Source organism: Reichenbachiella versicolor (assembly GCF_003171675.1).
GTDB lineage: Bacteria > Bacteroidota > Bacteroidia > Cytophagales > Cyclobacteriaceae > Reichenbachiella > Reichenbachiella versicolor.
This window is the reverse complement of sequence record NZ_QFZQ01000001.1, coordinates 400,955-427,724: the sequence shown is the minus strand read 5'-3', so window position 1 is coordinate 427,724 and position 26,770 is coordinate 400,955. Positions and strand designations below refer to the sequence as shown.

General features: G+C 35.7%; 24 protein-coding genes. 10 read left to right on the top strand and 14 right to left on the bottom strand.

Annotation, left to right across the window (positions count from 1 at the left end):
• Positions 1-29 precede the first annotated feature (29 nt).
• The 3 genes from DKG80_RS01790 to DKG80_RS01780 all read right to left on the bottom strand — a co-directional run bounded on the left by DKG80_RS01790 (position 30) and on the right by DKG80_RS01780 (position 3,227).
• A complete protein-coding gene (locus tag DKG80_RS01790; protein ID WP_109829573.1) occupies positions 30-884 on the bottom strand; it encodes an energy transducer TonB in 855 nt (284 codons plus the stop codon).
• A 186-nt stretch (positions 885-1,070) separates the two neighbouring features.
• The gene (locus DKG80_RS01785; protein ID WP_109829572.1) at positions 1,071-2,462 is read right to left on the bottom strand and encodes a TIGR00341 family protein; all 1,392 of its coding nucleotides are present in this window, start codon (positions 2,460-2,462) and stop codon (positions 1,071-1,073) included.
• 6 nt (positions 2,463-2,468) lie between these two features.
• Positions 2,469-3,227, bottom strand: a complete 759-nt coding sequence (locus DKG80_RS01780; protein ID WP_109829571.1) for a TerC family protein — start codon at positions 3,225-3,227, stop codon at positions 2,469-2,471.
• 102 nt (positions 3,228-3,329) lie between these two features.
• Between DKG80_RS01780 and DKG80_RS01775 the strand changes: the two genes are divergently transcribed.
• Positions 3,330-4,229, top strand: a complete 900-nt coding sequence (locus DKG80_RS01775) for a zinc-dependent peptidase (protein WP_221409030.1) — start codon at positions 3,330-3,332, stop codon at positions 4,227-4,229.
• Positions 4,230-4,518: 289 nt separating this feature from the next.
• On the opposite strand, the gene DKG80_RS01770 is transcribed toward DKG80_RS01775, so the two are convergent.
• Positions 4,519-5,205 (bottom strand): 2'-5' RNA ligase family protein, encoded by a 687-nt coding sequence (locus DKG80_RS01770; RefSeq protein ID WP_109829569.1) that lies wholly within the window; start codon positions 5,203-5,205, stop codon positions 4,519-4,521.
• A gap of 116 nt (positions 5,206-5,321) precedes the next feature.
• Here DKG80_RS01770 and DKG80_RS01765 point away from each other — a divergent pair, with 116 nt between their 5' ends.
• Entirely contained in the window at positions 5,322-6,062 is a 741-nt protein-coding gene (locus DKG80_RS01765; protein ID WP_109829568.1) for a DUF6261 family protein, read from the top strand.
• A gap of 44 nt (positions 6,063-6,106) precedes the next feature.
• On the opposite strand, the gene DKG80_RS01760 is transcribed toward DKG80_RS01765, so the two are convergent.
• Together DKG80_RS01760 and DKG80_RS01755 are read right to left on the bottom strand one after the other, a co-directional pair.
• Positions 6,107-6,973 carry an SOS response-associated peptidase gene (locus DKG80_RS01760; RefSeq protein WP_109829567.1) on the bottom strand — a complete coding sequence of 289 codons (867 nt, stop codon included), beginning with the start codon at positions 6,971-6,973 and terminating at the stop codon, positions 6,107-6,109.
• A gap of 153 nt (positions 6,974-7,126) precedes the next feature.
• Positions 7,127-7,528, bottom strand: coding sequence for a thioredoxin (locus DKG80_RS01755; protein WP_162555623.1), 402 nt, complete (start codon positions 7,526-7,528; stop codon positions 7,127-7,129).
• Between the two features lie 202 nt (positions 7,529-7,730).
• Between DKG80_RS01755 and DKG80_RS01750 the strand changes: the two genes are divergently transcribed.
• Both DKG80_RS01750 and DKG80_RS01745 read left to right on the top strand, forming a co-directional pair.
• Entirely contained in the window at positions 7,731-8,519 is a 789-nt protein-coding gene (locus DKG80_RS01750; RefSeq protein WP_109829565.1) for a prohibitin family protein, read from the top strand.
• Positions 8,520-8,738: 219 nt separating this feature from the next.
• Complete coding sequence (locus DKG80_RS01745) at positions 8,739-9,518, top strand: prohibitin family protein (RefSeq protein ID WP_109829564.1); 780 nt, start codon at positions 8,739-8,741, stop codon at positions 9,516-9,518.
• A gap of 113 nt (positions 9,519-9,631) precedes the next feature.
• Here the strand turns inward: DKG80_RS01745 and metG are convergent, their stop codons facing one another.
• The gene (metG, locus tag DKG80_RS01740; RefSeq protein ID WP_109829563.1) at positions 9,632-11,737 is read right to left on the bottom strand and encodes a methionine--tRNA ligase; all 2,106 of its coding nucleotides are present in this window, start codon (positions 11,735-11,737) and stop codon (positions 9,632-9,634) included.
• A 70-nt stretch (positions 11,738-11,807) separates the two neighbouring features.
• Between metG and DKG80_RS01735 the strand changes: the two genes are divergently transcribed.
• The 3 genes from DKG80_RS01735 to DKG80_RS01725 all read left to right on the top strand — a co-directional run bounded on the left by DKG80_RS01735 (position 11,808) and on the right by DKG80_RS01725 (position 14,868).
• Positions 11,808-13,505 carry an RluA family pseudouridine synthase gene (locus DKG80_RS01735; RefSeq protein WP_109829562.1) on the top strand — a complete coding sequence of 566 codons (1,698 nt, stop codon included), beginning with the start codon at positions 11,808-11,810 and terminating at the stop codon, positions 13,503-13,505.
• A 171-nt stretch (positions 13,506-13,676) separates the two neighbouring features.
• Complete coding sequence (locus tag DKG80_RS01730; protein ID WP_162555622.1) at positions 13,677-14,216, top strand: hypothetical protein; 540 nt, start codon at positions 13,677-13,679, stop codon at positions 14,214-14,216.
• A gap of 163 nt (positions 14,217-14,379) precedes the next feature.
• Entirely contained in the window at positions 14,380-14,868 is a 489-nt protein-coding gene (locus DKG80_RS01725; protein ID WP_109829560.1) for an asparaginase domain-containing protein, read from the top strand.
• Here DKG80_RS01725 and DKG80_RS01720 read toward each other — a convergent pair.
• From DKG80_RS01720 to DKG80_RS21330, 7 genes are all read right to left on the bottom strand, one after another.
• A complete protein-coding gene (locus tag DKG80_RS01720) occupies positions 14,865-16,016 on the bottom strand; it encodes an acyl-CoA dehydrogenase family protein (RefSeq protein ID WP_109829559.1) in 1,152 nt (383 codons plus the stop codon). The two genes, DKG80_RS01725 and DKG80_RS01720, sit on opposite strands and share 4 nt — an antisense overlap.
• Before the next feature lie 12 nt (positions 16,017-16,028).
• Complete coding sequence (locus DKG80_RS01715; RefSeq protein WP_109829558.1) at positions 16,029-17,816, bottom strand: acyclic terpene utilization AtuA family protein; 1,788 nt, start codon at positions 17,814-17,816, stop codon at positions 16,029-16,031.
• Positions 17,816-18,601: an enoyl-CoA hydratase-related protein gene (locus DKG80_RS01710; protein ID WP_109829557.1), complete on the bottom strand. Its 786-nt coding sequence runs from the start codon at positions 18,599-18,601 to the stop codon at positions 17,816-17,818. Before DKG80_RS01710 ends, DKG80_RS01715 begins: the two co-directional genes overlap by 1 nt.
• Before the next feature lie 4 nt (positions 18,602-18,605).
• Positions 18,606-20,204: a carboxyl transferase domain-containing protein gene (locus tag DKG80_RS01705; protein WP_109829556.1), complete on the bottom strand. Its 1,599-nt coding sequence runs from the start codon at positions 20,202-20,204 to the stop codon at positions 18,606-18,608.
• A gap of 150 nt (positions 20,205-20,354) precedes the next feature.
• Positions 20,355-20,909, bottom strand: a complete 555-nt coding sequence (locus DKG80_RS01700) for a 1-acyl-sn-glycerol-3-phosphate acyltransferase (protein ID WP_109829555.1) — start codon at positions 20,907-20,909, stop codon at positions 20,355-20,357.
• 17 nt (positions 20,910-20,926) lie between these two features.
• A complete protein-coding gene (locus DKG80_RS01695; protein WP_109829554.1) occupies positions 20,927-21,871 on the bottom strand; it encodes an acetyl-CoA carboxylase carboxyltransferase subunit alpha in 945 nt (314 codons plus the stop codon).
• Positions 21,872-21,932: 61 nt separating this feature from the next.
• Positions 21,933-22,148, bottom strand: coding sequence for a PspC domain-containing protein (locus DKG80_RS21330; protein WP_109829553.1), 216 nt, complete (start codon positions 22,146-22,148; stop codon positions 21,933-21,935).
• Positions 22,149-22,286: 138 nt separating this feature from the next.
• On the opposite strand from DKG80_RS21330, the gene DKG80_RS01685 reads away from it, so the two are divergent.
• From DKG80_RS01685 to DKG80_RS01675, 3 genes are all read left to right on the top strand, one after another.
• Complete coding sequence (locus DKG80_RS01685) at positions 22,287-24,059, top strand: OmpA family protein (RefSeq protein ID WP_109829552.1); 1,773 nt, start codon at positions 22,287-22,289, stop codon at positions 24,057-24,059.
• A gap of 142 nt (positions 24,060-24,201) precedes the next feature.
• Complete coding sequence (locus tag DKG80_RS01680; RefSeq protein WP_109829551.1) at positions 24,202-26,031, top strand: hypothetical protein; 1,830 nt, start codon at positions 24,202-24,204, stop codon at positions 26,029-26,031.
• A gap of 9 nt (positions 26,032-26,040) precedes the next feature.
• A complete protein-coding gene (locus DKG80_RS01675) occupies positions 26,041-26,628 on the top strand; it encodes an FISUMP domain-containing protein (protein WP_109829550.1) in 588 nt (195 codons plus the stop codon).
• Positions 26,629-26,770 lie beyond the last annotated feature (142 nt).

Genomic DNA, 26,770 nt, shown 5'->3' with positions numbered 1-26,770 from the left:
ATTATATTAATAATTAAAAGAAACAGAACTTAATTCAACCTGAAAACCACCGGAAATACCAAAGTTGATTTTACCTTTTCTCCATTATGCATTGCCGGTACCCAACTCGCCATTGTCATAGACACAACTCTTTTGACTTCTCGATCACAATCAACATGAATACCTTTGACAATAGATATATAGTCAACGTGCCCATCAGTATTGACATTAAACTTGACAAAAACTACCCCATCTATTTCTTGCCTTCTAGCTGCTTTAGGATAAATCATGCGCTCACCAATAAACCGATAGAAAGCTGGCATTCCTCCTTTATATATCGCTTTTACTTCTGTAGAATGATAGAGCTTCTGCCCATCTTCCAATAATTCATAGCTACAATAGAGTTTATGATTCTTGTATTCGTAATAAATTTCCACTCCATCCTTTTCTCTTTTTTCAGAGAAAGTACCGTTTCCATCTTGCAGCTTTGGTTTTCCTTGTTTATCCCAATACTGAATACAATATCTGTCAGTCTCTTTGAATTCGTATTGTGCTTTTTTACCACCGAATGAATAAAACTCAGTTTTTAAACCAACTTGCTTACCTTCCTTGTAGATTCCTTGATCTCTCAAGTTACCTTCGTTAGGATAGTATGTTTTATAAGCCCCATCCTTTACTTGCATACTCTTGGTTAAGTAGAGATAGTCAGTGAATAACTTATTACCATCAACTAAATACTCTAGTACTCTAACTCTATTAAGGTCTTTTTCTTTAGTTATCAATCTATAGTACTTGGCTTTTTCTGGTGAAGACTGTATTCTGTTCGCATCTAGATATGTCTTCTTTTGAGCATCTACTGCAAGCGTAGTCAATATGCTAAGAATGAATAAGGCTATTTGTTTCATACTGAATAAACTAGGTTATTTCATTCAAAATAAATGAGTTACTGCCGGATCTGATCAAGAATATCAACTATTCTATAGTTTCTAATTTAATCCAATCTGGAGCAATATTGTAAATCAAATACTTGCTTCACTGCTAAAAAAGTGGGTACCTTAATCAACTTTTTATTTTCTAATAGAATTAAAACCTCACTTAACCTCTAACACTTCCAATTGGCTTCTATCTAATCTTATTCTCAACCAATCTTGCATTTTGTTTTTCTCAGACTTTCGAATTGGCTTTTTGAACTTAACCATTGCAATGGCTACAGTATCCATAGTACTGTCAATCAAACTTCTTCTTACTACGTCGGAGATTGCAAGTTCGGTGAGTGAAGAGTAATGTATCTGCATCTCTGCAGCTACCGCCTCTACTGGATAAATGGTAGATTTTCGTTTAATGAGCTCCTTTTCTAACAAGGCTATTTGCTTATCTTTAGAAGCTATGAGCTCTTTGTTGTCTTTGTATAAGTCTTCAATGATATCAACTTTCAGTTTCGAACTCATCTCAGCAAATTCTGCGTCGAAATTCAGTTCTTCTTTGTACCCTTGATGAATGACCAAATTAGCATTACCAAGATTGAAAATCGGTAGTTGGCGTTCGATATCCTTCACTTGTTCAGCACTTAAAGGCCTACCATACAAAGTAACCTCAATAGCACTACTATCGGCACTATAATATACATCTTTATTGATCACTTCTGTTTCCTCCCAATTACTAAATTCTGCTGAAACAAACTTTCTAGCATTTTGCTCAAAAAGTGTCTTTTGCACCAAGTGATATGCTAGATACACACTAGGTATAGTCGTTAATACTACAAAGAATGCGATCAATCGTTTGACATGTGTCTCTGTAGATGGGTCGTCAAATTTCTTCTTAGGGTAATTAAGAAACCTAACTATCAAGAAAGTAGCGAATGTGATGAAAACGCTATTGATAAAAAACAAATAGAATGCACCTAGAAAAAAGTACCAATTCATGTTTGCCAAAGCGTAGCCTGCAGTGCATAAAGGAGGCATCAATGCAGTAGCAATAGCCACTCCTGGAATAGCGTTTGATTTTTCTTTTCTAGATCCAGCTATAATACCAGCCAATCCTCCAAAAAAAGCGATCATCACATCCCAAAGTGTGGGGTTGGTTCGCGCCAACAGTTCTGATTGCGCTTCATGCAATGGTGTAACCCAGAAATAAATAGCTGAAGTGAGTATACTAATGGTAACTGCTACACTCAGGTTCCAAAAGGCTTTTTTAATAAGTTCAAAATCATTGATCCCTGCTCCTAGCCCAATTCCCATAATGGGTCCCATCAATGGAGAAATCAACATTGCTCCAATGATTACTGCTGTTGAATTGACATTGAGACCGACTGATGCTATGATAATCGCAAAGATTAGAATCCAAAGGTTAGTTCCTTTGAATTCTACTCCTTTACTAATATCCTCTATGGTCTTGGTTTCTCGTTGTTTATCCTCGTGTAAATCAAAAAGATCATGAACAAAAGCTTTAAGGCCTTCAATGGGTTGTATTCGTCGCTTGAGCATGAGACATTACTTTTTCTTCGCTTTCAAGAGCTTTTTTTGATATCGACCCTGTACTATATCAATAGCTACAAGAACAAAAATCACAAAATAGAAAGTAGTAGTACTCATTGGCGTTACATGACTACCAAACAAGGTAAGTTCAGCCATGTGACCTCCTTCTGATAGGAGCATCACTCCTACCAAAAATAGAATAAACAGACCTAATATTTCGTAAAGTCGATTTTTTGCCAAGAACGCAGAAACTTTATCTGATAGCCACATCATCATCAGACCACTGATCACAATAGCTGTAGCCATTACCCAAAATACGTCACTAAGAGCCATTGCGCTTAATATAGAATCAAATGAGAAAATAAGATTCATCAAAACGATCATAGAAATGATCTTAGTAGTTGAAACCTTCTCTTTTTCTTCAGAATCATGCTCTTCGAGATACACCAGATGCCAAATTTCTTTCAAAGCAGTATAAAGAATAAATCCTCCTCCAAACAATACAATCAATGCATGTATATTGAATGTTCCATGAATCCATCCGAATAAGTCTATATGAAGAATGGGATCTTGGAAGTATTTAATCAAATTCACTAACACAAAAAGCAGTAATATTCTTAAAATGATCGCCAGTCCGATACCGACTTGTCGAACCATCTTTTGCTTTTCGAGTGGAGCTCTTTTCGATTCTATGGAAATGTAAAGAAGGTTATCAAAACCTAGTACAGCTTGAAGTAGTACAAGCATCAGAAGAGTTAGGATATTTTCAATCATACCTTAGTCAATTAGTTTTATACAAAGTTCAATATTATGTAAAAGGTGCTGAATAATCTAAGGTAGAGTATTAGTTTTCCGTTTAAAAAAATCTTTAACCTGATGACTATACACTTAATTGTTATCTTAACTCTAGCCTTGGGAATATATTGGTTAATCCTCCAGTCAAGAAAAAATAGACTACAGACCAAGAGGAGCACCGAAGTGACCACTGTACCTACCCCTCTTAAGTGGATTACAATTTTAAATGCTAGAGTTACCTTCTATCAAAACTTGTCAGATGACAAGAAAGTACAATTCGAATCTGATGTCAAGAATTTTTTAGCTCATATAAAGATCACAGGAGTACAAACAAATGTTGATCTTGAGGACAGACTTTTAGTAGCCAGTAGTGCTGTCATTCCTCTTTTCGGATATCCAGCTTGGACTTATACACATCTAGATGAAGTAATTCTGTACCCTGATTCTTTTGATCGCAACTTTAAGATTGGTAGTAAAGAAGAAATCATAACAGGCATGGTAGGAAATGGACCAATGGAAGGTAAAGTTATTCTATCCAAGCCTTCACTTCACTTAGGTTTTGACATCAACAGTGATAAAAAGAATGTTGGCATTCATGAATTTGTTCATTTGTTCGATAAAGAAACTGGAAATATTGATGGCATCCCTCCAGTATATGAGAACAAAGCTTACTCTTTACCTTGGTTAGAATTCATCCAAGAAAAAACAAAGGAGATACATGATAACAAATCTGACATTAATGACTACGGAGCTACAAACAAACAAGAGTTTTTTGCTGTAGCATCTGAATACTTTTTTGAACGTCCTCACTTACTCGAAAAGAAACATCCAAAACTCTATGAAGAGTTGGAACAAATTTTCAAACAGGATATGACTAATACCATTAACAAGTCTTCTTTTGAAGCAAAAAAAGTAATTGGAAGAAATGACGACTGCCCCTGTGGCAGTGGTAAGAAGTATAAAAAATGTTGTATGAAATAAAAGGTGATTCTCTCGTGAGGGTTTCAATATTTCAGCATGAATTTACTGTTTCATAGTACCAACTTTTCTAATATTATTCGTAGGCATTGAGAATGCAAAAACAGTTTTATTCGTTACCAATAATTAGTTATGAGTAAATTTTGAATACTTAATATCCTAGCCTTGAATTCTCTTTAACTCACATAGAGTATCTCACAACTATCTGTGGGATACAAAAAACGGCATTTCATTCCTATGATTCTTCTGAAGTAGAATCTGTTATATTATGGAGTCTGATCGGGTATCAATATTATTTTAACTCAAACCTTCCTAATAAGACTGCATTTTCCTTACGCTGATACCAATCATTGAAGACAAGTTCTACAGATTCAACCATAAAATCACCGAATAATGTCTCTTGGTAAGACCTCAACAGTTCTATCAATTTATCTGGGTTAATTAATGGGTGCTGAAAACGTACTATTGTAGAATGTGCTGTTCGCAAAACATACCTACTATCAATTGATTGCTCAAGACTGGAAGATTTAAAATTGTCTCTTAATCGATCTCGCAGTACCTGCATCATTTGCTGATCTGGAAACCCCTGAATTATAATACCTGACTTTGATAGGTTTACCCCCTGATATCGAATATTGAATGACTCGACTTCTTCTATACTTTGAGCGACCATTCTTTTGTAGTCAGCTACATTTATATTTCTAATTTCAAAACCACTGTAGCAAGAGATAATAGATAGAATAGTAATATGGATATCTGATGATGGGTAAAAATATTGTTTCGGCTCAAGGAGTCTTACTTCTTTAATAAACTTCTGGATATTATTTTTAACTTTTTGAGTTGGCCTGATAAGTAATGAAACCCCTCTTCTACTGTCTTGTTTTGGAGAAATTAAAAAATTATCAAGGTTATAATTACCTTCGACAACCTCATTAGAAGCAATTTTATAAAGCTCCCTATAATGTTTGATTAAACTCATTCGATACTGGAATAGTACAATGTAAAAATAAAAATTGCAGAATCATGAAGTAATTTGGCAGGATTTGAAAGTGAAATATGTAGACTTTTGTTATTAAGTTCGCTTCACTACTACTTATGATAAACTATATTAATCTCAATAAACTCCGTAATGGAGAGTACATACAGTTTCACAAACAAGTGTTAAACTACGTACAACAAGTCTCACCATCTGACCCCAATTTACAGTATTATCTTGCAGAATTAGCTTCATCATGTAATAGAATAGAAATTGCTTTCTATCATCATATTGATCGAGGACCTAGTGAGCAAGTAAAATCTGCTGACAGGAACAGAATGTATGTTCTTAATGAACTGAAGGACTTCATTGAGTATAATACTACGTTTATGTATAACTCTAAAAAAGTAGAAGCAGGTACGCTTTTGAGAGAAGTTTTCAAAAAAATGAATCTCTCTCTAAATCAAAGTTATAGAAGCAAATCAATTTTGATTTCTACTTTATTGATAGAGTTTCATAAAGACCCCTATTTTGAAGCGTTAGAAACCATCGCTGCTGTGGATTGGATAAGAGAACTTCAAAAAGCAAATAACAGGTTCTATAATCTTCATTATGAAAAACATCTTGACTTTGAAATCCCAGCCAAAATCGCTGAAACATATAGAGACGAAGTATTAGAGAATTACCAATTGCTAATCGAGCAAATTTCCAATCTAAAGATAACGTCAAAATTTGTTGGTAAATACGATGCTGTTGTCAAAATACTGAATCGACACATCGAACAGTATCAAATTTTGATTAACACTAGAGAAAGCATGGAGGAATTAGATACGGATAGACTAGAAATTCAACTTGCTTAACTTAAATACGATTTTACTTGCCTCTAATTACAAACTTATTTTATTTAGAAAGGCACGTTATTTCTATCTAGCATCAATTCAGGCCATACAAACGGTTCTCTGACTTCAGAAACATTTCCTACATAAGGCATTTCCTTTCTATGACGAAGATTTCTAGTAGTATGAAAAGAAAGATTATTTTCTGGATACGGCTGACACAATGAGAGAATTTTCTCTTCAAATTCAACAGACTTTTCTAAAGGATTGGCTTGGAGATAATCTTTTATCTGATGTTGTTCCAAAATCACCAACATTCGATGACCGTTTCTCTTAACCATTGCTGGATTATTATGAATTCGTGCTATTGCTTCATTGGCCTTACAAGTCAGAAATCCTAGAGAAGTTTTAGATATAATTTCACCCGACTCAGGATCAAGCAATTCCCCCTTATTATAGACTGCAGCTATCCAAAGAGGTTTGTTCTCTTTTTGCATTATTCGAAAAGGATACGTTTTACCTGTAGCGTGATGATGTTCATAATAAGAATCCAATGAGACAACGCATCTTCTGTTATAAGCCGAATCTTTGAATGTTTTCTTCTCAAACATAGTTTCGCTAACTACATTAAGACTATTCATCCACGGTTTATCATAGTTATCGTAGACATCCTCTATAGAACGAGCTAAAGATGAAATAAATCCCCATTCTGCAAGTATCATTCCTTGATTTGTTAATGATACCATCAGAGGATGATCAGTCCCACTTACATGGTAATATACCGGTAAATCCAGCTCTCCATTTGAACGGAAATTATTTCCATTGAAAATTTTACGTAGCTGTTCTTCAATTTTTTCAACTTCTTCCGCAGGCATGCCTTGTTCTTTAGCTTCCTTAAGTTGTCTTCTTAATTGATATTCAGTATCGAAACACATTCATCCTTACTTATTTGCAACTACTTATAACAAAAATGGATTATCTTATTAAATAATCCATTCCAGTCAACCAATGTACAATATTCATTGATACAGCAAAACCAATACTAAGATAGTATTATGCATTTAATATAAAGATACTAGGATTTAAAACTAGCCTTGAACTAATTCCAGAGTTTCATTTAAATGTTTCAGAATCTTTTCATTTTCCAATTTTATAGGAAACTTATCAGCTATTTCCGAGTTCTTAGCATCAAATACAAATACCATCGCAGTTACTTTTTGATATTGCATATAGTTATATAAACCATATTTTTTAAGCGTAGGAATTGACTTTTGCTTAGTCTCATTATTTGTCATGTCATTATTGATCACTTTGACTTTATGGTCCAAAGCATATTTATCAATCAATTCATGAATTCTCTCTCCATTAGCCTTACAATATTTACACCATGACGCTTCATTTATCACAATGTATAATTCATTTGACTGAGCTTGAGATACTAGGGATATTAAGATGAACGATAGAGATAGTAGTGCTTTTAACTTTTTCATTTTGGAACCATTTGTTTGAACTGTCAACACGATTCTTAGAAAAGAAAGTTCCCTCCTTCAATGCAAAATCTTGCAAATGACGGTCTTATTTTTTCATTAAGTAGTGCCTATTGCTGTTGTACATTAACTAACTTTTGATATATCTAGACGTAATTTATTATAAACCAAGAAAGATTTAAGTTCCAACTAATCAATACGATATATGAAAAGGATAAGACTTCAATGGATATTGATACTCACGTTATTTGTATCAAGTTGCACAGTAGTAAGACAAGGTGAAGTAGGGGTAAAACGAAGGCTTGGTAAATTAAGTGATAAAACAATCACTCCAGGAGCTGCATTTTATTTTCCCTTCACTACTAGGGTGATCAAACTTCCAGTTAGGACAGTTAATGTCCAAATCACTTCAAATCTTCCCTCAAAAGAAGGTATAAATGTCGGGACCATCATTTCAATTTTGTACCGAATAGAGCCGGATAAAGCTCCTCACATTATTGAAACAATAGGATCGAATTATGAGGAAGTAGTCATCAGCAGTGTATTTAGGTCTGCATCTGCCGATGTTTGTTCGAGGTTTTATGCAAAAGATATGTACACCGTAAAACGATCTGAAATAGAAAACGAAATAGCGGACAAGATGCATGAAATTTTAGCACCTCGTGGATTTGTAGTAGAGGCTGTTCTTCTAAAGACAATACAACTTCCCGAAGGGCTAACTCAAGCTGTAGAAGATAAATTAGAAGCTGAACAAGATGCTTTACGTATGGAGTTTATTCTTCAAAAAGAAAAACAGGAAGCTCAACGTAAATTAATAGAAGCACAAGGTACTAGAGATGCCCAAAAGGTTCTTTCCGAAGGTTTAACTAATGAAATCCTGAGATGGCGCTCTATCGAGGCGTTCCGAGAGTTATCTCAATCCCCTAATTCTAAAATAATAATTACAGATGGTGATACACCTTTCATAGTAGGAGAAAATCAAATGATGAAATAGAAAAACGTTCTTTCACTATTAAAAAGGTCTAATCGATTAAGTGTTAGACCTTTTTTTAATCGAAATTTCTGCGACAGAGTAAAAGTTTTCAAACAATCATTTAATAAATTAAATACTTAACATAATTATTATTAATTAAAATAAATAGTCTTACACCTCAACTAATTCGTTCTGACAATCGATAGAAGTAAAAATTACACATCATTAATCGGTATAAGAATGAAAGATTTAAAGAATATTTGGATAGGCATATTTTTAATAGCTTTGACTAGTTGTACTGTAGTAAGACAAGGAGAAGTCGGAGTCAAAAGAAAGCTCGGTAAACTAAGCGACAAAACAATTGATGCTGGTCCAGCCTTATACTTCCCTTTTACTACAAGAGTTATCAAATTGCCAGTCAGAACAGTCAATGTTCAAATCACATCTAACCTTCCTTCCAAAGAAGGCATAAATGTAGGAACAATTATTTCTATCCTATACCGAATAGATCCAAGTAAAGCTCCGGATATAATTGAATCTATCGGGGTGAACTACGAAGAGGTTGTCATAAGTAGTGTATTCAGGTCAGCAGCAGCCGATGTTTGTTCTAGGTTTTATGCTAAAGATATGTATACTGTTAAACGTGCAGAAATTGAGCAAGAAATAGCTGACCGGATGCATGAAATACTAAAACCGAGAGGGTTTGAAATTGAAGCTGTTCTTTTAAAAACAATACAACTCCCGAAAGGATTAACTCGAGCTGTAGAAGATAAACTCGAGGCTGAACAAGACGCTCTTAGAATGGAGTTTATCCTTCAAAAGGAAAGACAAGAAGCTCAACGTAAACTAATAGAAGCACAAGGTACTAGAGATGCTCAGAAAGTTTTATCTGAAGGTCTAACAGATGAAATACTACAATGGAGATCTATTGAAGCTTTCCGAGAGCTTTCTAACTCCACAAATTCAAAAATTATTATTACTGATGGTGATACTCCATTCGTCATCAGTGAATCAGAATAGGATTGGTCTCCTTACATATACTATAGTGTTAGTTACCCTGCTGGTAGTCGACCGGCAGGGTTTCTTTTTTACTAAATTGGCTATAATTTATGTGTTGATATATTCGATATCAATCAACTAATTGTAGCTCCATTCATCATAGCTACATTTGGTTGGATGAGTTTTAGACTACCATCATGATCTTCAGCCATCAGAATCATTCCTTGAGATTCCACTCCCATTATCTTACGAGGAGCAAGGTTGGCTAAAACAGTTACCTGCTTACCTATCATTTCTTCAGGAGAATAGTACTTGGCTATACCACTAAGAATGGTACGTTTGTCAATTCCAGTATCTACAGTAAACTTCAAAAGCTTGTTTGACTTCTTGACTTTTTCTGCCGTCAGAATTGTACCTACTCTCATATCCATTTTCATGAAATCATCAAAAGTAGTTTCCGCTTTCTGTGCTTCTACTTCAGTATCTATAGCCTGATTGGCCATTTTAGAATCTTCTAATTTTTGAACTTGTTTATCTACCACTTCATCTTCAGTTTTCTCAAACAACAGGGCAGCTTTCTCAATATCTTGACCTTGAAGTAATAAGTCAGAGTCTCCAGCATCTTCCCATTTCTTACCTTCAAGATTCAAAGTTAAAGCTAACTTTTCTGCAGTCCTTGGTAAAAAAGGCTCCGATAATATGGATAAATTAGCAGCTATTTGAAGTGCAATATTCAATATCGTTCCAGTTCTAGCTTCATCTGTTTTAATCAATTTCCATGGTTCTGTATCAGCCAGATACTTATTCCCAAGTCTAGCCAAATCCATCAAAAGTGCTAAAGCTTCTCTGAATCTAAATTTGTCAATGCTAGAGGCTATTTTAGAAGGAAACTCTTCGAGTTCTTTCAACACCTCTTTATCTACGCCGTCTAACTCACCCAAAGTCGGTACCCTTCCTTCAAAATACTTATGAGTCAAGACTACCGCTCGATTAACGAAGTTTCCATAGATAGCAACTAACTCAGAATTATTTCTGGTTTGGTAGTCTTTCCATGTAAAGTCATTGTCTTTTGATTCTGGAGCATTAGCACAAAGTACATATCTTAATACATCCTCTTTATTTGGAAGGTCTTCTAGATATTCATGTAACCAAACTGCCCAATTTCTTGAAGTGGAAAGCTTATCCCCCTCTAAATTCAAAAACTCATTTGCTGGTACATTAGTCGGCAGCAAATAGCCACCATGTGCCTGAAGAATAGCTGGAAATATGATGCAGTGAAAAACAATATTATCTTTTCCTATAAAGTGAATTAGACAAGAATCGTCTTCATCATTCTCCTGTTTCAACCAGTAGTCTTTCCAGTTTTTACCATTAGCTTTAGCCCAATTCTTAGTTGCAGAAATATACCCAATTGGTGCATCCAACCACACATATAATTTCTTTCCATCAGCACCTTCAATCGGAACATCTACTCCCCAATCAAGATCTCTGGTCATTGCTCTTGGTTGCAAACCTGCCTTCAACCATGAAGTACACTGACCATAAACATTAGACTTCCATTCTTTCTTTTTACTGTCTTCGCCTAACCATTTTTCCAGCCAAGGTTGATATTTATCAAGTGGTAGGTACCAATGTTTTGTACTTTTCAAAACTGGTGTTTTTCCACTAAGGGTTGAGATAGGATTTATCAAATCAGTTGGACTCAATGAAGTTCCACATTTTTCACATTGATCACCGTATGCAGCATCATGACCACAGTTTGGACAAGTACCTGTAATATACCTATCGGCTAAGAATTGTTTAAACTCTTCGTCATAGTACTGTTCCGACTCCTTTTCTATGAACTCACCTTTGTCATATAGATCCTTGAAGAAAGCTTGTGAAGTCTCATGATGAATCGGTGCAGAAGTTCGATCATAAATATCAAAGGCTATTCCAAACTTTCGAAAAGTCTCTTTATTTATTTCGTGGTACTTATCGATTATAGCTTGAGGAGTTGTCCCTTCTTTCTTAGCTCGCAAAGTAATCGCTGCCCCATGTTCATCACTACCTGATATGTAAACAACATCCTTTCCTTTTGATCTCAAATATCTTACATAGATATCTGCGGGTAAGTACGCACCAGCAATATGTCCAATATGAAGAGGCCCGTTAGCATACGGAAGGGCTGAAGTGATAGTGTATCTTTTAAAGTCTTTGCTCACGCTATTCTCGATTTTTTCGGCAAAGATATCAGGCATAGTTAAAAGTAGAAGTCCATAGTTCAAAGTTTAAAGCCAAAGGTTGAAAGATTGGTCTACTTTTGTACATATGAGTAATAATATTAACTCCGACCCATGCTTTCACAATTTCAAAACTTCAATCGCTGAATACAAACTTCCTGTTCGATTCAACTACCCTCATTATTACGAACCTCACCCCCTCTGCCAACTAGCCTCGAAAGAACTTCAGGAATATCTTGTCAATGAAGTCAAATGGAATCATAACTTCTCCCCTGACCCTTCAGACTCCAAAGCTGATATTGGTAAAATGTTTGGAGTTTTATTGGTACAAACTGAACAAGGTAAAATTGGCTACTTAACAGGTTTTTCTGGAAAAATCGCCGGAAACAACCAACATCAAGGTTTTGTCCCACCTATTCTTGACATGCTAAAGGAAGATAGCTTTTTCCGTCAAGGAGAAAACCTGATCTCCGAGATCAATCAAAAAGTCATTGATATTTTAGAATCCAAACAATACAAAGAAGCTAAATCATCACTAGACAATGCTTTAAGTCAATCTAAAGACGCAATAAATGACCTCAAAACTCAAGTCAAAAAAGCAAAAAAAATTAGATCTCTAAGACGAGAAGAAGCTAAAAAGAATCTTGATGAAAAAGAGTTTCAAGAACTAGATCAAAAATTAAAAAAAGAGAGTATGAAAGCTCACTATACTCTCAAAGATTTAAATAGATATTGGAAAAAAGAACTTCAGTCTAAACAAGAGGTATTAAATGACCTTAAATATAGAATTGCCACTTTAAAAAAGGAAAGAAAATCACGTTCAAACGATCTACAAAAAAAGCTCTTTGATGAATATCATTTTTTAAATATTAATGGGCAATCTAAAGGTTTGATTCCAATTTTTACTGAAGCTATTAACGACATACCTCCTTCAGGAGCTGGAGACTGCGCTGCCCCAAGAATGCTTCAGTATGCATTTGAGAAAGGTTATAAACCTCTAGCAATGGCAGAATTTTGGTGGGGAAAACCTCCTAAATCTTCAATAAGAAAACACGGCAACTACTACCCTGCTTGCAAAAGTAAGTGTGAGCCAATCCTTGGTCATATGCTTGAAGGTATGGAAGTAGATGAGAATCCTATGGGAGAAATGGTATCTAACAAAAATTTATTACTCGAAACAGTTTTCGAAGATGAATACCTCGCTGTTGTGAATAAGCCTGCTGGAATGCTTTCTGTGCCTGGTAAAAAAATAAAGCAATCAGTTATGTCTATTGTTGAAAAAAAATATCCTAATGCGACAGGGCCTCTGATGGTTCATAGGCTAGACAGAGCTACATCTGGACTGCTTTTAATCGCGAAAACCAAGGATACTCATGAACATCTACAACGTCAATTTTTAACTAAAACAATTCAAAAAAGATATATCGCACTTTTAGAAAAAGAGATTGAAAATGATGAGGGAGAAATTAATCTTCCTCTTAGAGTAGATCTTGATGATCGTCCAAGACAACTTGTTTGTTTTGAACATGGTAAGCCCGCAAAAACAAAATATAGGGTCATAAATAGACAAAACGGCAAAACGAGAGTTTATTTCTACCCTATTACAGGACGAACTCATCAATTGAGAGTCCACTCGGCGCATCAAGAGGGGTTAAATGCTTCGATAATTGGAGATGAGCTTTATGGTCAAATATCAAATCGACTACACTTACATGCTGAAAAAATTCAGTTCTTACATCCAAAAAATAACGAAGAAATGACATTCAAAGTGGAAGCGAAATTTTAGTTTGAATTTTTACTAGGCCTATTGTCTTTAACATCAAGGCTAAAAACGTTAACCATAAAATGTATGGTATTGTCATTTTATAAATCTATTTTTCTTGTCCAACCTTTAGATTATTGTGTTTTATAAGTAACTTCTAAACACAAACTTAAACCAACTTAAAACCTACTAACCATGTCCAACCATATACTAATGGCTGCTTTAGTGGCAGTTACGTCTTTTAATATCGGATATAGTCAAAATCCAAAAGTCAACTACTACAAACCATCACAATATTCAGAGTCATCCTTTATGGACATTCAGTGCTCGGTAGATTTAGTACTTCAAGAACATCACAGACAAAATCAAATGAACTTCGTGTTTTTGGGAGATGAAAACTCAAAAGGATCAATGAAGGTTTGCATTAATTTCAACCATACTAATCAGCGTAGTATACCTATTGGATCCAGTGTTATTTTCAAATTAGGAACCGACGATATTATAGGTATTCAAACACAAAAGAGGTTTTCAAGTAAAGTGAAAGGTCAAACATTATTCAATACCTATTTTGAGGTTTACCTATCACAGGATGACGCACTTAAAGTAGCACATGGTGGTATTAAAAAAATAAGACTATCCTACAGCAAAAAAAAGGTCGACTGGAATGTTGATGTAATAGAATCAAAGGTACTAGCCGCGGAAGTATATAACTCTAATTTAACAGCCGTGAAGTAAACTAAATCACCAATCACCTATACGTTAATTTCATTTCTTATTAGACTAAAACGAAAGTCAAAAATGTTTTACTTTGTTGGCACCTAACCAGAAGGTATAATGAGTCAAAATTACTCTGGCAGATATATTTTACTCAATACGATAAATATTCATTACTAATTATATGTCTATCAAAGTAATAGAAACTGGGGGAACTATAGCTAAAGAGTATAACCCTATTCAAGGTACATTGGACTTTTCATCTAGTCGATTAAAAGAAATGTTGGAAAGATGTAGAGTCACTAAAGAATATGTGTTGGACTCTACTAAACACGTTGACAGTCTGGATATGACAGAGGAAGACCGTAATGAAATAGCCAATAAATGTAAAACTTGTTCTGAAAGTCAAATCCTTATTTCTCATGGGACTGATACTATTGTTCAAACAGCAAACGTAATTGCTAATCTAAGACTTGATAAAACTATCGTACTATTCGGAGCAATGATTCCTTATAAAGTAGTTAACTCTGATGCTCTATTCAATTTGGGATTTGCTCTATCTTGTGTGCAAACATTACCGGCAAGCGTTTATATAGCTATGAATGGAGAAATATTTCACCATCACCAAGTAAAGAAAAATACCGAAAAAGGGATTTTCGAATTAGTCTTTTAACTCCCTAATACATGACGAGAAATCACAAGTCTTTGAATTTCAGAAGTTCCTTCTCCTATCTGTAGCAATCTTTGATCTCGGTAAAATCGTTCTACATCATATTCTTTCATTAGCCCATAGCCTCCATGTATTTGAACAGCGTCATCTGCTACTTCTTTAGCAATCTCTGAACAATACAGCTTAGCCATAGCTGCTTCCTTTCCGAAAGGACGTTTTTTCTGCTTGAGCCAACAAGCTTTATAGAGGAGGTTTCGACCTAACTCAATTTTTGTAGCCATATCTGCTAATTTGAATGAGATCGCTTGATATTTTGATATCATTCTTCCGAATTGCTTCCGCTGTTTAGCATACGTTAATGAAAGCTCATATGCTCCTTGAGCGCAACCTAACCCCATGGCTGCAATCGACAACCTTCCACTATCCAATGTAGAAAGCATAATCTTAGATCCTTGCCCCCTTTTTCCTAAAATATTTCCCTCTGGTACTTTACAGTCATCAAAATACAGTTCTGCTGTATTTGAAGCTCTCCACATAAGCTTACCGTGCATAGTTTTGGCCGAAAATCCAGATGTCTCTTTCTCCACAATAATCGTAGATATTTCCTTTCGACCATCTTTATGAATATCTGTAATGGCTTGTACCGTAACCCCTTTAGTCAATGGGGTGTTAGCATTAGTTATGAATATTTTCGAACCATTTATTTCCCAGTTATCACCTTTTAATTCTGCCTTGGTTTGACTCGCTCTAGAATCGGAACCTGCCTCAGCTTCTGTTAACCCAAAAGCCCAAAGCCCATCTCCAGTACACAACTGTGGTATATACTTAATTTTCTGTTCACTTGTCCCGAATTTCTCCAGTGGTCCGACTCCTAAAGAATTATGTGCTGCCACCGTAGCTGCGTGAGAACCATCCACTCTAGCTAATTCTTCTACTGTGATAATATATGATAGTACGTCCATTCCCAAACCACCATACTTCTTTGGGGCTCTCATGCCGAGCATTCCTTGTTGCCCCATTTGTTGAGTAATGTCTATTGAAAACTCTTCATTTTGGTCCAATTTCTGTGCTTGAGGCTTAATTACATGCTCTGCAAAATCTCGTACGGATTGTCTCAGTAAATCATGTTGTTCATTGCAAAATATATCCATCCCTTCTACCTTCTATTTTTGAATCGAATCATAAACATATTGAGGTACCCAAACCTTTTGTGATAGTACTGCCGCAGCCAACATTTTCCCTTGTGAATCTATCCGTCCTGAAACAGTCCCTCCTCCGTCTAGCACATTGTGCAATACATAGTTCAGTCCCATCATGTTATCTAACGAATATTTATCCACCTGAGTAACACCTAAATCATTGAACCAACCGGAAATGACTTTTTCCGTCAAATTCTTTTTCATAAACTGATAGATATCTTTGGTTCGAGGGAGAATACCAATATTTGCATTATTACCCTTATCTCCTGATCTAACAAGACAGAGTTCTTTCATTTTAACCTCTATACTTTGTACATCAGCGATCAAAATATCAATCTGAGATGGTTCAAAACTTTCACTAGGAAAATCTGTTTCAGCTCTTTCTACATGATCAATAGGAGTAAATGAATCAATAAGTTTTGAGTCTTTTTCATATACTTCATACAAGTCCATTTTTAGATCAGCCTTGTTTACCAAAGTAGGCCAATAAGCAATAACATCTTGAACTCGTGGTCTACTGGTGGCAGCTGATATTCCCTGAGGTGAGCTCAAAATCAAACCCGATACTTCTTTAGCAAATTTTACAAGCTTACTTTTATCAGAATCGAAAGCTACAAATTGCAATAACACTTCATTAGACTCGCTTTTTAAAGCTTTTCCTAAACTATCTATACCAATTCGATTCACCTGAGTTTTCTCAAAATCCAAACCTAAACGCTTCCAAAAAGCTTCGATAATCACTTTACACTTTTCCAAACTTTGATCTCCACCCACCATAATCGAACCAGAAGCCTTATATCCATGATGATAAGCCATCGATACTTTCCAAGTATCTGGTGGGGGTATTCCTTTTACTCCTGATACTTTAACCTTATTATCAGACAACTCTTCTAATTCTATTTCTGACATATCGGCAATTACATCAGGACCTAAATATGCTTTTGGATTACCTACTTCATATATTAACTGCTCTCGTATAGTATTTACTGAAACTAGCCCCCCAGTATTTCCTGGCTTAGAAACCAGAATTTGGGCATCCTCATTGATCTCTACAATTGGAAAACCGAAATCATCCCATGAGCTTACCAATTCCCAATCACTGAAATTCCCTCCTGTTGCTTGAGATCCACATTCTAAAATATGGCCTGCAATCATTGCAGAAGCTATTTTATTCCAATCGTTTGTTTCCCAAGCAAATTCATAAATTAAAGGCCCAATAGTCAATGCACTATCAGAAGCTCTACCCGTTATTACGATGTCTGCACCGTATTTCAACGCCTTAACTATCCCTTCAGATGAAGTATATGCATTAGCTGCTACGAGTTTATTTCCAACTTCATTAAAAAGAACCCCTGTATCCAAATGAGAAAAAGAATTACTTTTCGACAAAGACAAAACATTGTTCATCAAATCATCTCCTACTACTGCAATGACTTTTTTATCAATATTGTTGACTGACAATAATTTTTGAAGTTCCAAAGCGCAGCCAATTGGATTATTTCCACCGGCATTAGTAATAATTTTTTGGTTTTCTAAGTATTCCAGGCCTATTCCAACATGTTCGATAAAGTCAGAAACATAACCAAGATCAGGATCTCTCTTCTGCTGTTTATGCAAAATACTCATAGAAACCTCAGCCAAGTAATCCGCTACTACATAATGTAACTTCCCCAATTTCAATTGGCGTCGTAAGGCATGAGGCTCATCTCCCCAAAAACCACTACTGTTACCGATGCGTAATACTTTCGCCATCAATCAATCCAATTAGGTCTTCTTTTATCGAGAAACGCTATCATTCCTTCTTGAGCTTCTTCCGAATCTCTAGTTTTAGCTATCCATTCAGCAGTTTTAGCGCCTGCTACTTCGAAACTGTAATGATTAACAACTCTATTAATTAAGTCTTTGGTACGTCGTAATGCATTTGGCCCTGAAGTCAATAATTCGGCTACCAAATCATGCAAATCATTATCATTTTGATCATAAGAACCACGGTAGTTCACAAGATGAATCCTTACAGCCTCTTTTGCTCCAAACTTATTTCCTCGAAGCATCATAGATTTTGCTTGGAATTCACCAACTCTTTTAATGATGTATGGCGAAATACACGCAGGTATTAAACCTATTTTCACTTCACTCAAAGCAAACGTTGCATGATCATGCGCTATGACAAAATCACAAGCACCAGCAAAACCATTACCTCCACCATAGCAAGCTCCATGAACTACCGCTATAGTGGGCTTGGGAAATTCATAAATGGCTCTTAAGCATTTGCTCAACAATAAGCTATCATCGAAATTCTCTTCATAACTCAGCTTTGCAGCATCCTTCATCCATGAAATATCTGCACCAGCACAGAAAGATTTTCCTTTTCCCCTCAAGACCAACACTCTTGTACCAACATCACTAGCCAACTCTTCTAATGTTTGAATTAGTTCTTCCAAAACCCCACTATGAAAGGCATTGTGCACTTCTGGACGATTAAGCCAGACAGTCACCATATTAGACTCTCTTTCTATTATTAAAAATTTTTTAGTCATCTCACTACATTCTAAAAACTCCAAATTTCGAATCCTGTATTGGCTGATGTAAGCAAGCTTGTAAAGCTCTTGCTAATACCTCTCTTGTTTCAAATGGATGAATAATCCCATCATCCCAAATCCTGGCTGTACCATAATACGCGCTTCCTTCTTCCTCGTATTTTTCTAATATTTTTTGACGTAAATTTTCCAAGTCGGCCGGTTTATTCTCTTGCTCTTTACCTACCTGACCTTTCTTTACACTTACTAAAACACTAGCAGCTTGTTCTCCACCCATTACAGACACTTTAGCATTAGGCCAAGTAAACATGAAATTAGGATCATACCCTCTTCCGCACATGGCATAGTTTCCTGCACCAAAAGACCCTCCAACTACTAGACTAATTTTTGGAACACATGCATTAGCTACCGCATGAATCATCTTTGCCCCGTCTTTTGCAAGACCCGAATTTTCATACCTTTTCCCTACCATAAAACCTGTGACATTATGAAGGAAGAAAATAGGAATTTTACGTGATGTACATAACTCTATAAAATGAGTTCCCTTCAAAGCAGCCTCTGAGAAAAGTATCCCATTATTTCCAATTATTCCGACATCGATGCCTTTAACCTTAGCAAAACAGGTTACCAGTGTTGGTCCGTACCTTTCTTTAAACTCTTGAAATCTACTTTCGTCTACAATGCGAGCGATTACCTCTCGCATATCAAACCCTACTCTCAGATCGGTAGAAATTATTCCGGTAACATCCTCTATGTCATAAATCGGTTCTTTGTATGGTTTATGTTGTGAATAATCTTCTTGTTTGATGTGTTCAAAGCGATCTCTACAAATCTCTAATGCCTGTTCATCACTATCAGCCAAATAATCTGCCACACCAGAAACCATTGTATGCATTTCTGCCCCTCCTAGTTCCTCAGCAGTTACATCTTCCCCAGTGGCTGCTTTTACTAAAGGTGGACCTCCAATAAAAATAGTTCCTTGCTTTTTCACCATAATGACTTCATCACTCATTGCTGGAACATACGCCCCTCCAGCAGTACAACTTCCCATAACAATAGAAATCTGAGGAACTGAAAGAGATGAAATTCTTGATTGATAATAAAAAAAACGTCCAAAGTGATCTTTATCTGCAAATACTTCCGCTTGATCCGGAAGAAAAACCCCTCCTGAATCAACTAAGTAAACACACGGCAATAAATTATGAAGTGCTATTTCTAGTGCCCGAAGGTGCTTTTTTATAGTCTGAGCTATATAAGTCCCTCCCTTTACAGTAGCGTCATTAGCTATGATTACAGTTTCTACACCTCTAATCTTTCCAAGGCCTGTTATTATTCCTGCTGATGGAAAACTATTCTCTTTAATACCAAATGCGGCAAGAGATGATAACTCTAAAAAGGTATCTGAATCAACAAGTTTCTCAATTCGTTCTCTAACTAAAAGCTTACCTTTCGACTTATGGTTTTTAACTGATGATTCACTTTTGCGTTCAGCAACTAGAGTCAAACGCTCACTATACAGTTTCAATACATCTTCAAATGCATTCTTATTTTTTTGAAATTTCTCTTTTGAATGACTGACTTTTGATTGAAAGGCTGTTGGCATATAGGGTTCTTCGTTGGTAATAACTATAAGTTACTTTATAGATACGAAGAAACAAATGAAGTGGGTGCAGGTCTGTATAGTGAATGCTAAGAAACTGAGCTAATTCCTCGTACACTTACAATCAAAAACTATAAATCTTGATAAAAATAATCAGTTAAAACTCAATTCAGGCTTTTTACCAATATATCCTTTCATTCGACTTTCTATATATATCATGTCAGACTTCATATCTCCTGTAGGCTCAAATTCCTCTAAATATCTGACTACCCTACTTTCAAAGTCGAACGCAACCATAATAATAGGTACTTTAGCTCCAAGCGCTATTCTGTAAAAACCAGTTTTGAAATGCTCAACCTTTCTCCTTGTCCCCTCAGGAGCCATGGCTAATATTAAAGATTCTCTCTGATGGTATAGATTGACTACACTGTCAACCACATTATTTTTAGCCTCACCACTACGTGCAATAGGAATACCTCCAGTTTTTTTTAGAAACCAAGCTAGCGGAAAGAACTTAAACAATTCTTCTTTGACCAAATAACTAGCTCTAAACCCCTGAATGGCTCTAACCGCTACTCCAACAAAAAAATCTGCAAAGCTTGTATGAGGAACAACGATGATAACGCATTTCTTTAACCCTTTCGACAACTGACCGTCTATAGACCAACCAGCTACTTTAAACATGAGTTTAAAGAAATACTTTATCATCGTTCATAACTATTTTATTAAGCGTAAGAGCCCATATCACTAAACTTAGCGATACGTTCTTCAATTCGCTTTTCTACTGAGATATCATTTAATTCTTTAAACGACTCTAGAATAGTTTTCTTCAATTCTGATGAAGCAGCCTTCATATCATTATGTGCTCCTCCTACTGGTTCTTTGATTACGCCATCAATCAAACCATTCTTCATCATATCGCTAGCTGTTAATTTCAAGGCTTCTGCGGCTTGTTCTTTAAATTCCCAACTTCTCCAAAGTATAGAAGAACATGACTCTGGAGAAATAACTGAATACCAAGTATTTTCCATCATCAACACTTTATCTCCTATTGCTATACCCAATGCTCCTCCTGAAGCTCCTTCTCCGATTATTATACAGATTACTGGAACTTTAAGCATAAACATCTCTTGGATATTTCTTGCAATAGCCTCTCCTTGCCCCCTCTCTTCTGCTTCTAATCCTGGGAAAGCACCTGGAGTATCAATTAAACAAACAATTGGCTTACCGAATTTTTCAGCCATCTTCATTAATCGAAGCGCTTTTCTATATCCTTCAGGATTTGCCATCCCGAAATTTCTTATTTGTCTTTGCTTTGTATTTCTTCCTTTTTGCTGACCAATGATCATAAAAGTTTGACCATCTATAGCCCCAAAACCGCCTACCATTGCTTTATCATCCTTAACAGATCTATCTCCAAAGATTTCTACAAAATCATCTGTAATCTCATAGATGTAGTCAAGTGTGTATGGTCTCTCAGGATGACGAGATAATTGAACCCTTTGCCACCTTGTAAGATTTGCAAAAGTCTCTTCTTTTAACTTCTGAATCTTATTTTCAAGAGTGATTACAGCTTTACTCAACTCCTTATCATCTGAAGACGCTAGTGCCTTCATATCTGCCAATTTCTCCTCTAACTCAGCAATCGGTTTCTCGAATTCTAATAACATATGTTGTGCCATTCTTATAGGTGCGCAAACCTACATATTATACTTTAATAAGCGTAAAGATTTAATAATACCAAAGAGAGTATCTTCTTCTAACATGCTTTCTGATATTAATCATAAAAGCAAGCATTAAATAAATTAGAAGAGGTGATCCGAAAGTCATAAAAGAGAGATAAATAAAAAATAACCGGATACTAGAAGTTGGAATCCTTAGTTTTTCGCCGAGTTTGGTACAAACACCAAAGGCATATTTTTCAAAAAAATCCTGTAACCCTTTCATACAATGCAAATTTAATCGATTCGATGCAATTCTAAATATGATGTTAGTTTTTTAGCAGATACTAGTTTTTTACCTATTATTGCCATTATTTCGAATATAAGTACCAAAAGTTATATCTATTTTAAAACATTTATTCAAATGAGAAAATCAAATTTCCTACTAGCTGCCTTAACTGGCTTAGTTCTTTTATCGGGGTGTAGTTCCCTGAATAAAATGATAAAACTAGCTGAGCAGCAGCAGTTAGACATTGTCCCTAGTCCTTTGGAACTTCATGGCGACTCTATAAAGTATTCTGCTTCTGCAGTATTGCCTGCTAAAATGTTACCTGAAGGTTATTCTTTCATAGTAACTAATTATTACAAGTATGGAGAATCTGATCTAGAAGTTGGAAAAATGACATTTGATGCTTCTGATTTCCCAGAAAGCAAGACAACTACTTCTAAAAAAGAGCAATCATTCAGTTTTGCTTATGCAGACGGAATGCAGAATGGAGACTTAGAAGTGATCGGAATGGCTGTAGATCCTAAAGGTGAAAATAAAAGCACCGCTAGAAAGCCAATGGCAAAAGGATTAATTGTAACATCTTTGATGGTTGAAGATGTAGTGTATGCTGCATATGCTGCTTCAGGTTACACTGATGAGGAAGAACTTGAGCCAACTAATGTTGAATTCTACTTCGACAGAGGATCGTCAGTATTAAAGTGGTCTGAGAAAAGCGGTTCAAAAGGAAAAGAATTTTCTGCATTTATAGCTGACAAAAATGTAACAAGAACAGTAACAATCACTGGTACTCACTCTCCTGAGGGATCTGAAACAGTCAACACTGGTCTTTCTGAAAGCAGAGCTAAAGCTATTGAGAAGTACTACAGAGCTCAAATGAGAAAGTATGACTACAAAGGAATGGCCGACTCTATCGAGTTCATTTTGAAGCCTGTTGTAGAAGATTGGACTGAGTTCAAAACTAAGTTAGACGCATACGAAGGTGTTTCAGATGAACAAAAGTCTGAGATTGTAAAAGTGGTAAATGGTCAAGGTACTTTCGAAGACAAAGAAAAAGCTCTTCAGAAGCTTGATTCATACAATGCTATTTTCAAAGATATTTACCCAGGTTTAAGAGCTGCTAAAACAGAAGTACTTACCGTAATCGAAAAGAAAACTAACGCGGAAATTGCTGCACTAGCTAAGCAGATCGTAGCTGAAGATACTACAGCTGCTTTAAGCACTCCTGAATTATTATTTGCTGCAACTTTGACTCCTGATCTTGATGAAAAAGAAGCTATTTATATGGCTGCTACTAAGCAAGAAGCTAGCTGGGTTGCTCATAACAACTTAGGTGCTGTGTACATCGAGAAAGCTAAAATGGCAGAAGGATCTGAAAAGACTTCTCTAATAGAAAAAGCTATCGCTCAACTTGACATCGCTGCACAAAAAGAAAATGCTGTTGAAGTTCAAGCTAATAAAGCTTCAGCACTAGTTTTACAAGGAGACAAGGCTCAGGCTTACGACGCAGTAACTGGTGCATTAGCAGCAGGTGCTGGATCACACCAAGCAGACCTTTATGGTGTTAAAGGTTCTATTGAGATCAAACTAGGTGACTATACATCTGCCAGTGCTTCATTGAATGGAGCTCAGGAAACTACTAAGGTTGCTTTCAACAAAGGTTTAGCTGCTCTTTTAAAGAAAGATTATGACAACGCTAATACAGGATTCGATTCTGCTATTGAACTTGACAGTGAGTTCACCAAAGCTTACTATGCTAAAGCAGTTACTGCTGCTAGAGAAGGTAAAGCAGAGGAGTTAGTTAAGAATTTGAAAACTGCAGTTGAAAAAGATCCTTCATTGAAGGAAAAAGCACTAGCTGATTTAGAATTCAGAGAATTCGCTTCTCAGCTGGCTACTGCATTAAACTAAGATACTTATCATTTGAATGAAGAAGCCTCGGTCTATGACTGAGGCTTTTTTGTTTACAGCCCTACCCTAATCCTATAAAATCTTTCTATATTCGAATTTTAAGCACTATTCAGTCAATTTTCACAGGCATAGAATAGAATATATGAAAAGAACACACCTGCTTGCATTCGCTTTACTGATTATTTACAATAGCAGTATTGCTCAACTTAGAATTGACAAAGTAATTCCACCTTCTTTCAATTCAACGGCATTAATTAAATACTGTGATCATCCTGTGGGTATTCCATATGGCATTCCTAAAATCAAGTTTCCGATCAGAACTCTCATTAATGATGACCTATTTATCCCCATCAGCATGAACTATCATGCTATTGGAATTAAGGTTGAAGAAGAAGCTAGTTGGGCAGGACTTGGATGGTATTTAGATGCCGGAGGTGTAATTACGCGCATAATTCGAGGAGAAAATGATTTAGGAATAGTAGATGAAAAAGAGGCTACTAATGCAAAAGGATACCCTTTTGAACATATTAAACCATGTTTTGAAGACTGTAATGAAAATGAAAATGTAGAATTCCACACTAAGGTGTGTGCAGGGGAAATTGATTCTGATCCAGATATTTTCTTTTTCAATATTCTTGGAATGAAAGGAAAGTTTTTTCTCACTCCCGATCATGATCCCAATTCTAAATCTATTTCTATTGAAATCATTTCACCTAGAAACATGACTGCGACATTTAATTTGAAAGAGAATTCCTGGACGTTTAAGGAATCTAGGGGATTTATCTACCAATTTAAAACTCGTGAAATCACTACCAACCACAACTATTATTTAGATTATAAGTATGAATCACATTCTGCCAAATTTGATCACATTAAGCATATAGCTACCACCTCTTGGTATCTTGATAAAGTAGTTTCGCCAAATGGAGCTATTGCGTCTTTCAAATATGATACATCTGTGGATGGTTTGTCCACATACATAAGTGAAGGAGCTTATCAAAAAATGAATATAAATGACGGCGATGTTTGGGATGTCCACTATTCATCATATTGCTTTCCTGAAGATATTGAAAATGTTCAAATCAATTCAATCAATATCCATCAGGACATTTATCCCAAATCAATCTCTTGTGGTGAGTATGAGGCCACATTTCATAAGAGTGAACAAGAGCATATGCGCCCTCCTGAAAACATTTCTACAAGAACAGCTCAAAAACAAAGTATTGGCTATGGAAGACAACAGCTTGATAGTATTGTAGTAAAACAAAATGGAAATATTATTGCTAGTAGTAAAATGAACTACTCTATGTACAAAGCAAGTCAAACTGAAAGTTTAGGATATTTGCATCGAAGGTTAAAGCTTGACAGTCTTACTATAGAAACTAAGAAAGTTAGAAAGATGGCTTTTGAGTATAAAATCACCAAAGGACTTCCTTCCAAAGAAAGCCATGCAAGAGATTTATGGGGGTTTTATAATGGAGAAGAAGACCCTCATAACATTACTCCATCAGACTTTTATAACTACAGTCAACCCGAAAATGTCCTACATGAAGATGGTAAGACTAAACATTATTCTCTTGAAAATATCCAAGAAGGCGTACTGAGTAAAATAAATTATGTGGGAGGTAGAAAGACCGAATTTTATTATGACCATCAAGAGTTTAATACAGTAAGTGATGAAATATCAAGTCATTATACTACTAAAATGAAAGAGAGCAATTATTCTCACCATATAAAACCTTTTCTGTTTGGAGGTTTAAGAATTAAAAGCATAATAGAGCATTATCCTAAAAAAGACCTATATAAAGACTTTTATTATAAAATTAATGATGTAGAAGGAGGACAATTAATCATCTCTCATTACAGTCATGACCATCATGGCTATGGACATAAGACTTCTGGAAACCATACAGTACATTATGACAATGTCCGTATCAAATCTGGCGTTCTTTTTAACGGACATAAATTTTAGCACCTTATTATGAAGCGTTTTCTAGCAACGATCTTTCTGTTGAACTTGATCTATATCAGTCAAGCTCAAGATATGACTAGTGTTTTTTATGACCCTCGTGACGGTGAGGAATATGAAACCGTATTGATGGAAGTAAAAACTGATGATGGAATAGAAAGTGTCCTTGAGTGGATGAGTACCAACCTTAATTATGAAACTAAGGAGTCTTTTTGTTATAACGACTACCCAGAGTATTGTAATGTATTTGGGCGACTATATAGTTGGAGAGCTGCTATGGAAGCATGCCCTCCTGGTTGGCATCTCCCTTTAACTTTTGAATGGGAGCTGGTCATGAAGAAATATGGAGGCAAAATGAAAACAGGTCCTGCAATTAAGGAAGGAGGAGAAAGTGGACTAGCCTTGAAGCCAGCTGGTTTTGGTGAACCTAATGGAGCTTATATAGATATTGGTGTAGATGGTTATTATTGGAAAAGGGACACACATGCAGCTACTAACCCTGGTACCATAACTATTCATTCGGGTGTAGATTATATAACAGATGACCATGTTGATGAATCGCACCATAATAGCGTTAGATGTGTAAAAGACTATAAATAATATTTCATTGTACCGATGATAGCTCATTATTGATGCCCTCTACTCTAATATAAATTTTAAAGCATTACACACTTTAAGTGTTACATCTCATTTGGCTGATTTAATTCAGCCTTTTTTGTTCTATACCTATGATCAATTAACT